An 11,131-nucleotide genomic window follows, 5' to 3' on the forward strand; every position below is an offset into this window, starting at 1 on the left:
TCGTTGAGAGTCTATAAAAGACTCGGAGAGCTTCTCATAGATCAGGGACTCCTAAGTGAAGATGCTCTCCAGCAGGCCGTAACTCTACAGAAAAAAGTCGGGAAGCCGCTCGGTGAAGTTCTTGTTGGTATGGGCGTAATCTCCTGGGACGACATATACGATTCACTCTCAAAGCAATACGGGCTTAAGGTGCTCGAAGATTTGCCTAATATCGTTACTCCCGATGTCCTAAGAATGATTCCTAAGCCTGTTGCAGACAGGCTTAGTGTAATCCCTATAGAGTTTGATCACGAAAAAGGGATCCTTAAGGTGGTAACTACTGAAGTTCTTAGGGTTCCTCAGATAGACAGAGAGCTCTCCTTCCTCACAGGAAACAAGATTAGTACGCTCCTTGTACCTCCACCAATGTTCGATGCTCTCTACAAATCTTCGTATGACGAGTCTGCCTCCAGCGAGATAATAGACAATACTTTCAGCATAGAACAGCACACGGAAATTGATCTTGAAGATGACAGACAGGACGAAACCGATGATACTCCCGTCGCGAAGTTCATAAACTCACTTCTGGACAACGGCATAAGAAGCGATGCCAGTGACGTCCATCTGGAGCCCTACGAGAAAATGGCCGTTGCCAGACTGAGAGTCGACGGCGTTCTGAGAAAGGTCCTGAGCTATCCGCGCAAAGCTCATAATTCTGTAGTGTCGAGAATCAAAGTCATGTGTAAGCTGGATATTTCAGAGAAGAGAATGCCTCAGGATGGAAAGTTCTATATTAGGAGAGGCAATGAGCAGTTCGACATGAGAGTTTCGACAATGCCAACGATTTTCGGCGAGAAAGTTGTTATGAGAATCCTCAGGGTATCAAATGCGAAGAAGAAGCTTGAAGATCTCGGTCTTTCAGACCACAACAGAGAGCGTTTCGAAAGCATAATCAACGCTCCGTACGGTATCATACTGGTATCTGGTCCTACGGGAAGCGGAAAGTCCACTACTCTGGTAGCGGTCCTAAACCAAGTAACCTCGGAGAAGGTTAACGTGCTTACGGCAGAAGACCCTGTTGAATATACTATTGAAGGTATTTCTCAGTGCCAGGTGAACACGGACATCGGATTGACTTTTGCGAGATACCTGCGATCTTTCCTGCGTCAGGACCCTGACATAATAATGGTCGGCGAGATCAGAGACAGAGAGACTGCACAGCTGGCGATTGAGGCATCGCTAACTGGACATCTTGTTTTCTCGACAATCCATACCAACAGTGCTGCAGGCGCGGTTGCTCGACTTGTCAACATGGGGGTTGATCCCTTCCTACTTGGCACTTCATTGATCGGAGTTATGGGGCAGCGATTGGTAAGAAAGCTCTGTAACAACTGTAAGGTCAAAATACCAGTGAGAGAAGAACTAAGAAAGATGGCCTCAACCTTTTACCCCGATAGAAATGACTTCAGCGAGTACATTCCTGGAAATGGCTGCCCCGAGTGCCGGGGAATGGGTTATAGGGGTAGAACCAGTATTAGCGAAATCCTAGTTGTTGACAACAATCTTCGTCAGATGATTGGTCAGAACGCTTCAGAGAGAGAGCTTGCTCAAGCTGCCGTGAAGGCTGGAATGCGAACGCTTTACAACGATGGGGTGCAGAAGGTGATCGACGGAGTCACTTCCCTTGAGGAGATAAAAAGAGTTGCCATAGAGTACTAGCCAGACTTCCTCTTCTCGATCCATACTTACGCATACTCAAACATACTCACAGAAGTCGTGAATAGTCGTCTTTTATCGCGAATAGTCGCATAATGCGCAAATAGCCTCCCCATCTCGCCGATGATAGTATTGAATCGGATAATTACAAATTCGGATAGGAGGTTTCTTTATGGCGTACAGAGTATTAGTTTGGGGCCTTGGCTCAATGGGAAGCGGAGTGGCCCGTAATGTTGCCAAGAAAGAAGAACTAAGACTGGTTGGAGCCGTTGAAAAGGATTCAGAAAAGATCGGAAAGGATCTTGGAGAATATCTCGACGGCAAGAAGACAGGTAGGTTGATCTATTCGGATGTGGGCGAGGCAATTGCCGAAACGAGACCAGACATAGTTGTAATAGCTACGAACTCCTTTGTAGAAGAAGTACTTCCCAAAATAGAGATGGCTGCAAAACACCACGTGGATATTCTTACGATAGCCGAAGAGATGGCCTTCCCATTCGCTTCGCATCCAGAGGAATCCGAAGTCCTCGAGAACATCGCCTGGCGTTATGGAGTATCTATTCTTGGTACGGGAATAAATCCAGGGTTCGTGCTTGACCTATTGATAATCGCTATGACAGGTGCATGTCTAAAGGTCGAGAGGATAGAAGCAAGAAGGATCAACGATCTTTCTCCCTTCGGAAAGACTGTGATGAAAACCCAAGGAGTAGGCACTTCACCTGAGGAATTCAAGAAGGGAATTGAGTCGGGAGAGATAGTAGGACACATAGGCTTCCAGCAGTCAATCGCAATGATTGGAAATGCTTTAGGGTGGAACATCGATAGAGTTGAAGAGACTCGTGAGCCAATCATATCAAGAACAGAGAGGAAGACTGATGTTGCACACGTAATGCCCGGTATGGTGGCCGGCTGCAGACATATAGGCCGGGGTTATTGTGGTGACAGACTAGTGATAGAGCTTATTCATCCCCAGCAGATCCTTCCGGAAATCGAAGGGGTCGACACTGGCGACTACATAGATATTTTCGGCGACCCGGAGATTCACCTTTCAGTAAAACCCGAGATTCCCGGCGGAAAGGGGACTATAGCCCTTGCTACAAACATGATTCCCGCAGTAATTGAGGCGACTCCCGGACTGATTGAAATGAGTGAGTTGCCTGTACCGAGGTGCTTGATCGACGAGATCAGGGAGATGTAACTATGAGTGCAATCAAGGGGCAGTGGGTCCAGATACACCAGATCCTCCTCGATATTGGCGAGAGAGCTCCCTCCGTTCCCGAGGACACGAAGAACGTCCCTCTTGAACTGAGAATCAGGGGCTTTCTCATTGAAGAGAAGGCCGAAGTCGGCGAAATGGTCACTGTAGAAACCGCCTCGGGGAGAAGAGTTCACGGAAAACTTGAATGCGTCGAGCCCACGCATGAACACAACTTCGGAGACAATATTCCCGAACTCTCTGAGGCCGGAATTGAACTAACTCGATGGCTTACTGGTGGCGATAGCGATGCAGAATAGATCATACGAATCAGTAATGGCGAGAAGAAAAGAGATAATGAAGGCATCTGTTGGAGTTGATTACGACAAATACGAACTCGAAGGGATTGCCTTTGACTACGAAGCGCTCATGAGAGATACTTCGTACCCTATTGAGGAGATCAGAAAAATTCAGTCAGAAACCGGAGTTGGGGATACCCCTCTGATTGAGCTCAAGAATATCACGAGACTCGTAAGAACAATCAGTGAACCGGGCAAGGGCGCCAGAATTTTCCTGAAAGACGAGGCGACTAACCCTTCAGGAAGCTTCAAGGACAGGCGTGCATCAGTGAGTGTTGCAAGGGCAAAGGAGCTCGGTTACAAAGGCGTAATCGCCGCGACCAGTGGAAACTACGGAGCTGCCGTTGCCTCTCAATCTATGAAAAGGGCTTTGAAGTGCATCGTTGTTCAGGAGTGTTATGACAGCAAAGGGAAAGGTCAACCTGAGATTCTGGAGAAGGCTCGCGCCTGTGAAGCTTACGGAGCAGAAGTAGCCCAGCTTACGGTCGGTCCGGAGCTCTTCTACTACTTCCTCCTTCTTCTTGAGGAAACTGGGTTCTTCAATGCATCCCTCTATACACCTTATGCGATTGCGGGCATCGAGTCTTTGGGATATGAGATTGTGGAACAGTCAAATAGAATGATCGGAATGAATCCTGATTACGTCCTCGCTACACACGCCGGGGGAGGCAATCTCACGGGAACGGCCAGAGGTCTTAGAAAGGCAGGCGCAAAGGAAACACAAGTCATTGGAGTCAGCGTCGATCTTTCCGGTCTTCACATGGCGAGCAATAGAGACTTCAACAGGAAATCCTTTACCACCGGTCATACTGGATTTGGAATACCATTTGCTGTTCTCCCGGATAGATCAGATGTTCCAAGGAATGCTGCAAGAGCCTTGAGATACATGGACAGGTATCTTCTCGTTACGCAAGGAGAAGTATTTTATGTTACTGAAATGCTTGCGAGACTTGAGGGCCTTCAGCGAGGTCCGGCAGGTAACACGAGTCTGACAGCAGCTATAGCTCTTGCCAGAGAACTACCCGAAGACAAAACAATAGTAGTCCAGGAAACCGAATATACAGGTGCAGGTAAGCTACCCAGCGCACAATTGACCTTTGCTAGAGAAAACGGGATAGAGATTGTGAGGGGAGACCCTTTAGCCCTGGATGCTCCGGGCAAGACAATATCTATCCCTGAGAGCCACTCTCAGATTGCATACAAAGAAGTGAACATGACAGACTTAAGGAGATCCTATATAAAACAACTGATTAGACGGGAGGTTACATTGATCGAGAGCGATTACGAATACTTATCCGAAGAGCTCAAGACTGATGTAGCTAAAGTCAAGGAATTGGTTAAGGAGGTAAGTGCTAATGTCGATTCAGAGAACTGATGATTTTGAAAAGCGAAGCCTGCACCTGCAGAACCTTTCAGACGAGGATCTAGACAGTAGGTTCTGGGAGCTTGCGGACAAGATCGTCGAGCCGCTGATAGAACTAGCAGAAGGAAACACGAGTCCTTCGATCGAGCGTTCAGTACTTTTGCGGATGGGGCTGGACAGTTTTCAGGCCGGGGCTATCGTCGCTAAGGCCGTTGAATTCGGTCTCCTTGGCAAGGGTGCCGGGAATCTTGTCCTTTCATACGCCAAGAAGACATCACAACCTTTAGAGAAAGCTGTGGAAGATCTTGCAACAGGAAAGGGCTGGGAAGAACTTGTCACCTTCTTCAGAGGAGGTGGGGAAAGTGCTGCCCGTTAACGAAAAGCTGAAGGTCGAGGAGATTCTTAAGGATCTGCAGCATTATGCTCCGAGAAGAAAGGGCTGGACATGGAGAAAGAAACTGCCCAAAGGAACGAGAGTCGATGGTTTCCAATATGATCAGATTTCCGAACCGTTGAAGAACAGCATAGGACTACCGGCCTCGCACTATTTTGAGAACATTGATCCGCAACCCGATCCGGTCATTACCTCCGAGATTGCCTCCGGCAGATTTGAAGATGACATCAGAAGAATGAGAATGGCTGCCTGGCATGGTGCCGACCATATCATGGTTATAAGGACACTAGGCCAGAGTCATATTGACGGTCTGATCGAAGGAACACCCGAAGGGATAGGAGGCATTCCTATCACACGAAAACAGCTTAGAGCTACTCGAAAAGCTTTGGACGCCATTGAAGAAGAAGTTGCAAGACCGATAAACTTCCATTCTTATATTAGTGGAGTGGCAGGACCTGAAATCGCTGTTCTCTTCGCAGAGGAAGGTGTCAACGGCGCTCATCAGGACCCTCAGTACAACGTTCTTTACAGAGGAATCAATCCTGTGAGATCCTTTGTCGATGCGGCAGCTGCCAAGAAAATCATGGCAAGCGTTGATATGCTTCAAATAGATGGCGCCCACAACGCGAATGCCTCTGCCAAGAGAGCATGGAAAGTCATGCCCGAACTCCTCGTACAGCATGCAATTAACTGCGCTTTCTCTGTAAAGGTGGGGATGAAGAAAGATTTGATCGCTCTCTCAACGGTTCCCCCTGTTGTCTCTCCCGCCCCGGAGTTCAAACTCAACTTTATCTACGCAATAACTCTGAGAGAACTATTCAAAGATTACAGATTTAGGGCTCAGATGAATACCAGATACATCGAATCAGACTTGATGGATGCAACAAGAATTCATGTCCTAGACACTCTGGTTTCGAGACTAACCAAAGCAGACATCCAGTCCACCATAACTCCCGATGAAGGTCGAAATGTTCCGTGGCATGTCAACTCCATAAGGGGCATCGAAACCGCAAAACATGCTCTCTTGGCTCTGGATGGAATCAAAGACCTACTCCAGATCAACGAAGAGGTTGTGAGGCCAAAGATTAGAGAGCTGAAGATGCGCGCCATCCTAATGATGGAAGAGATACTGGAAGCAGGCGGATACTTTGAAGCTGCCGAGAGGGGCTTTTTTGTTGATAACGGACAGTACCCCGAGCGCAATGGCGACGGCATTGCGAGACCGAAAGACGGTGGGATCGGTGCCGGCACCGTTGTTCCTAGGGATGCTGAATACTTTGCCCCCGTATGTGAGCACTTCGGATACAACAATCTCCCTGAGGGAATCAAATCGCCCGATGAACTCATAGGTGGTTGCACCCTGCATGACAGATCAAAGATAAAGTACATAGACGAACTCGATGAATCCGATAACGTTAATCTTAGAATCGCTCAGCAACTGGAAGACAGGGAGAAAGGTCTGATATCTCCCGAGGTTGAATGGTGGGGCGACGGTTGGGTTCAGCTAGATTTGACCATCCCCGATGACCCCGATCATGCCGAGGCCGCAGCTCTTGAGATTGCGAAGAGGATGGGCTTTGTAGAAGCAGCAGTCATAAGCAAGACCATCCTCCATCCGATTGAGGGGACTTATCTTGAGCTAAAAGCAAAGGTCCCGTTCAAGATAGAGAGAGACTCACTAAAACTACCTGAGAAGCCTGATCTATTAACCGAAGAAGAGATCGTTTCCTTCGTCGAAGGACATCCAATGAGGGTGGTGGCCGGGACGGTCGGCAACGACGAACATTCGGTTGGAATAAGGGAGATCCTAGATATTAAGCACGGAGGAATTGAGAAGTTCGGCTTCAAGTACACCTACCTCGGTACAAGTGTTCCTCCGGAGAAGTTCATTGATGCGGCCATAGAAACCGGTGCCGAAGCAGTTCTTATCTCCACGATTATCACTCACAACGAAGTCCACGTAAGCAATTTGACGAAGATTTCTCAGCTCGCTATAGAAAAGGGCGTACGAGACAGATTGATCTTCATTTCGGGTGGAACCCAGATTACAAATGATCTGGCCGTTTCCTGTGGAATGGATGCCGGATTCGGACGCGGAACAAAAGGCATTCACGTAGCATCCTTCCTTGTGAAGAAGAAAAGAGAGCTCCTGAGATAGCTTCTGGTTAACAAGAAGGCGGCACTTGCCGCCTTCTTTGCGTTATACTTGAACAGATGAGTGAGCAAATCGAATTACTAGTAAACAAGACTATAGACGAAATAAGAGATCTCACTGAAAGCGGCAGGCTTACAGTTGCGTTTTCAGGGGGTTTGGATTCTACTCTTGTGGCTGTGCTGGCTTCGAGGGCTCTTGGACGGGAAAGGGTGAAGCTTGTAAACGTATGTTTTGGACCATATTCATATAGCAGAGGTCTTGAAATAGTAGCTTCCCTTGCAGACAAAATGAGGCTCAGACTGGAATTCACGCCGGGATACGAAGCTCAAGAAAGGGTCTGGAAGGACGGTCCTTCGTGCAATAGATGCACTAGACTTGCGAAGCTACCGGCGATAAGATCCGGAGTTTTGGGTCTTGTAGCGACGGGTGCCAACCAATCAGACACCTGGGGAAAGACAGGGATCGTCATCAAGGATGGATTCTACGCTCCCTTGAGGAAATGGACAAAGAAACAGATAGAGAATGCGCTGAGCTACCTTGGTATCGAAGTGCCAAAGATTGGAGAAGCGCCCGTTAGGGAAGGCTGCAAGCTGAAGCATCTCCTGAAGATTATGGCGAACCCGGCTTATCACGGATACTCGGTTGCTATTGCGAATGAAGTTCTACTTGATCAGCTCGAGGATTTCACTCACTCTCTTGCTAACGTAAAAGTGATCGGTCCCCTGTCAAGAAACATCGCTTTAATTAACGTCTGTCCACTTCCCCCAATAGAAATAAGGGAGAGAATCAAGAGCTCACTTCTGGAGATAGACGTGATTGATGAAGTAAGATGGGTAGAAGGACCTTCAGTCCTCAAGATTTCGGCCAATCCAGGGCTCTATAATAGCAGAGAGGCAAGAAGATGGGTATTAAACGGGAGACTGGCTCCGGAGTTTGCTTTCCCCATAGAAGTTGAGTGGGTGAAGTCCAGAAACAACAGATTAGAGACATTTCAGGTAGTAGATTGTTGGAGGTTGAAAGATGATTCGGCTCATTGTGATTGATCTGGATGGTACTCTCCTCGACAGCGAGAAGAAGATCCCACTTGAAAACGAGTATGCGATAAGACGAGCTCTGGATATGGGTGTAGCAGTCTCCATATCCACCGGAAGAAGCTATGTTTCGGGCCACAAATACGCCGAGCAACTTGGCATAGACGTACCCATTTCTTATCAGAATGGCGCTCTAGTGACGTACGGTCACGGAGAGAATACTGAAGTAATTTCAAAATCACTTCTTGAAGCGGACAAAGCAAGATTCCTGTTCAAAAAGGCTTTGGAGAAATCCCTTAACGCTCTTGTCTTCTTCGATTTCTTCAGACTTCCGGATATTTCCACCACCAAACCTTCAGATTCTCCATACAGAGGATACTACAGTAACAACAGATATAGGATGATGTTTGAAGATAATCCGCTAATGCGGATCAAGGATGAAGGTATTCCTGAAATCGCTCTTGAAGGCAAAGAAGACAGAATTCAGGAGCTTCTCAATGAATCGAATTCTCACCTCGAGAACGTAACCGTTATCAAGAACGACAATGTTGAAGAGCACGCCTTCTACGAGTTTTTCGGACCAGGTGTGGGAAAGGAAAATGGCCTGATACATATACTGGAATATCTTGGGCTGAGCTGGAGAAGCGTCGCATATATTGGCGACAATTTCAATGATGTTGAGATACTGAAGAAGGCCGAATTACCCGTGGTAATGGCAAATGGACCGGACGAGGTGAAGCGGTACGCAAAACTGGTGACTGAAAGAGATAACGATAACGGTGGTGTGGCAGAGGCAATAGAGAGAATCCTGGCAACCAGGGGTGAGCGATAGTGGCCTTAGTTCTCCTTTCAGCAGTCCTTACTGCGCTTTCGATGCCCGGCATGCTTTGGGGTTACTTGATTTGGGTTGCACTTATCCCGTTCTTCATCTCCATGAAGGAAGTAACTCCGCTGAAGGGAGCTTTGAAGGCCTTTGTCTGGGGTTTCGTCTATCTGCTCATAACCCACTACTGGGAACTACCTGTCCTAACCGTGAATGTTCCGGAAGTCTTGAACTCATTCCCGAACTTCATCGGAATAGTAGTATATTTCCTGATGGGTGTAGTAATCGCAGTTCCCTTCCTTGCTTTCGGTTTCATCTACGGGTTGTATCAAAGGTTCTTCGAAAGGTATCCTGTACTTCTCAGCCTATTTGCCGCATCGTTTTTCACAGTCACAGAGCATCTCAGGGAGATAGGCCCACTCGGATTCACGAACGGAAGGCTATCTGACGCTCTTCTAAACGAACAGCTGGGAATAGCTCAGCTTCTTGCGGTTGGTGGACCGCTACTCCTTGTCTTCATAATAGTCTTTGTCAACCACTACTTGTCTCATCTCTTCATGGAACGCACAAGAGACAGAGCCTTATTGATTGTCATTTCTGTCGCTTTCGTGGCTCTTGCGAATGCCGCGATGAGTAGTTTTGTGCCTATTCCGCATTCTTCCGATAAATATGAAAGCACACTTTACGCGCTTCAAACAAATATCTCCATGCACATGAAGTATTACCAGCCTCCCGACGAGACCTTGAGAGTGGTCTCGAGAGCGCTGAGAGAAATTCCCGAAGGTTCCGTAGTAATCTTGCCGGAAGCAACTTTCATGAGCGATATAAGAAGTAATTCAACCGGCTCGCAGCTTCAACAGATTGCAAGCGAACGCAACTTAAGGATTTTGGTGGGATTTCCCACATACAACGATAACAACTACAATCAGGTTAGGTTTGTAGATGGAGAGGGCTTCTCAGATGAATTCTACGCTAAAGTCCAGCTCACTCCCTTTGTTGAGTTTCTCCCATGGCCAAGAGTATTTGGACTCTTCAGTTTTCTCAAGTTCCTCGACTACTTCGATCCAGGCCAACAATTCACAATCTTTTCCGTAGATGAGCACAGGATAGGAGCACAAATCTGTTTCGACTCTCTATACAGCAATGTCTCGCGAAATCTCACTCGCAACGGTGCAACAGTGATCGTCATTGCCACAAACGACGGTTGGTTCAATATATCGACGGCTCTTCAACAACATCTATCAAAAAGCATCGCCAGAGCAATAGAAAACAGAAGATATGTGATTCAGGTATCCAACACCGGGATTTCAGCGGTAATCGATCCCTATGGCAGGATTGTAAAGCGACTGCCCACTTCGAAGGAACTGACGGCCGAGTATGTTGTTGGCGAATTCCAGTATCTTCCGAGGGTAACGACCACCCTATATACTAGGTTTGGGAACTGGTTCTTCTGGTTCTCTCTTCTTCTAGGAATAGCTTTAATAATACTTGGAGGTGTTGTTCTTTGAATTACCGTGAGAGAGCAAAAAAAATCCTCGAGACCCTCAACAGAGTTATTGTTGTGGGTTTCTCAAAGAATCCGGAAAAGGCGGCTAACTACGTTCCTACATATCTTATTGAAAAGGGGTATCGCGTGATACCTGTTAATCCGAGCATGGAAGAATACAGCGGCCTAAAAGTATACCCGGATCTTGAATCAGTCGTGGCCGACGGAATAGAGCTTGAAGTAGTTGACATCTTTAGACCCTCTGAGGAGGCGGAATCAGTCGCCTTGAAGGCCATAGAGCTGGGAGCAAAGGCTGTTTGGCTGCAGAAGGGTATAACGAGTGAAAAGGCTGCAAAGGCTGCCGCAGAAAAGGGAGTTCTTTACGTAGAAGACCTGTGCATGTTCGAGGAACATAGGAGAATATCGCTGTGACGCAAGTTCCGTACTTGGTAGCGGGCGCGGCCCAGGGCGTCGGAAAGAGCTCTTAAACGTCGTACGAGTTAGCTGGTGCGGGGTAGGGGTAGATGATGGTGGTTGGCCTGAAGCAAGAGCGAGAGCTAGAACTTGGTCATTCAGAAAACAAATGAAAGTTATGCAATCAGACGCAACGGACTTTGTCGATGATGCCTT

10 protein-coding genes are annotated in these 11,131 nt (G+C 47.5%); all 10 read left to right on the forward strand.

What is annotated here, in order from left to right; all coding sequences use genetic code 11:
• Positions 1-3 precede the first annotated feature (3 nt).
• The 10 genes from V512_RS05700 to V512_RS05745 all read left to right on the forward strand — a co-directional run bounded on the left by V512_RS05700 (position 4) and on the right by V512_RS05745 (position 10,933).
• On the forward strand, positions 4-1,698 hold the full coding sequence (locus tag V512_RS05700) for a GspE/PulE family protein (protein ID WP_099829490.1): 1,695 nt from the start codon (positions 4-6) through the stop codon (positions 1,696-1,698).
• Positions 1,699-1,867: 169 nt separating this feature from the next.
• Positions 1,868-2,893 carry a 2,4-diaminopentanoate dehydrogenase gene (gene ord / locus V512_RS05705; protein WP_099829491.1) on the forward strand — a complete coding sequence of 342 codons (1,026 nt, stop codon included), beginning with the start codon at positions 1,868-1,870 and terminating at the stop codon, positions 2,891-2,893.
• A 2-nt stretch (positions 2,894-2,895) separates the two neighbouring features.
• Positions 2,896-3,210 carry a 2-amino-4-oxopentanoate thiolase subunit OrtA gene (gene ortA / locus V512_RS05710; RefSeq protein WP_099829492.1) on the forward strand — a complete coding sequence of 105 codons (315 nt, stop codon included), beginning with the start codon at positions 2,896-2,898 and terminating at the stop codon, positions 3,208-3,210.
• Positions 3,200-4,624, forward strand: coding sequence for a 2-amino-4-oxopentanoate thiolase subunit OrtB (gene ortB / locus V512_RS05715; protein ID WP_099829493.1), 1,425 nt, complete (start codon positions 3,200-3,202; stop codon positions 4,622-4,624). The genes ortA and ortB overlap by 11 nt, the downstream gene beginning before the upstream one ends.
• On the forward strand, positions 4,605-4,988 hold the full coding sequence (locus V512_RS05720) for an ornithine aminomutase subunit alpha (protein WP_099829494.1): 384 nt from the start codon (positions 4,605-4,607) through the stop codon (positions 4,986-4,988). Before ortB ends, V512_RS05720 begins: the two co-directional genes overlap by 20 nt.
• A complete protein-coding gene (gene oraE / locus V512_RS05725; protein WP_099829495.1) occupies positions 4,975-7,164 on the forward strand; it encodes a D-ornithine 4,5-aminomutase subunit OraE in 2,190 nt (729 codons plus the stop codon). Before V512_RS05720 ends, oraE begins: the two co-directional genes overlap by 14 nt.
• A gap of 56 nt (positions 7,165-7,220) precedes the next feature.
• Positions 7,221-8,204, forward strand: coding sequence for an ExsB family protein (locus V512_RS05730; RefSeq protein WP_099829496.1), 984 nt, complete (start codon positions 7,221-7,223; stop codon positions 8,202-8,204).
• Complete coding sequence (locus V512_RS05735; RefSeq protein ID WP_099829497.1) at positions 8,182-9,024, forward strand: Cof-type HAD-IIB family hydrolase; 843 nt, start codon at positions 8,182-8,184, stop codon at positions 9,022-9,024. The genes V512_RS05730 and V512_RS05735 overlap by 23 nt, the downstream gene beginning before the upstream one ends.
• A complete protein-coding gene (gene lnt, locus V512_RS05740) occupies positions 9,024-10,523 on the forward strand; it encodes an apolipoprotein N-acyltransferase (protein WP_099829498.1) in 1,500 nt (499 codons plus the stop codon). Before V512_RS05735 ends, lnt begins: the two co-directional genes overlap by 1 nt.
• On the forward strand, positions 10,520-10,933 hold the full coding sequence (locus V512_RS05745; RefSeq protein ID WP_099829499.1) for a CoA-binding protein: 414 nt from the start codon (positions 10,520-10,522) through the stop codon (positions 10,931-10,933). The genes lnt and V512_RS05745 overlap by 4 nt, the downstream gene beginning before the upstream one ends.
• Positions 10,934-11,131 lie beyond the last annotated feature (198 nt).

The sequence above is a fragment of the Mesotoga sp. Brook.08.105.5.1 genome, assembly GCF_002752635.1.
Classification (GTDB): Bacteria; Thermotogota; Thermotogae; order Petrotogales; family Kosmotogaceae; genus Mesotoga.

Coding starts and splice junctions, on each gene's coding strand:
- ord (WP_099829491.1), top strand. CDS start 1,868: ATGGCGTACAGAGTATTAGTTTGGGGCCTTGGCTCAATGGGAAGCGGA.
- ortA (WP_099829492.1), top strand. CDS start 2,896: ATGAGTGCAATCAAGGGGCAGTGGGTCCAGATACACCAGATCCTCCTC.
- ortB (WP_099829493.1), top strand. CDS start 3,200: ATGCAGAATAGATCATACGAATCAGTAATGGCGAGAAGAAAAGAGATA.
- V512_RS05720 (WP_099829494.1), top strand. CDS start 4,605: ATGTCGATTCAGAGAACTGATGATTTTGAAAAGCGAAGCCTGCACCTG.
- V512_RS05730 (WP_099829496.1), top strand. CDS start 7,221: ATGAGTGAGCAAATCGAATTACTAGTAAACAAGACTATAGACGAAATA.
- V512_RS05735 (WP_099829497.1), top strand. CDS start 8,182: ATGATTCGGCTCATTGTGATTGATCTGGATGGTACTCTCCTCGACAGC.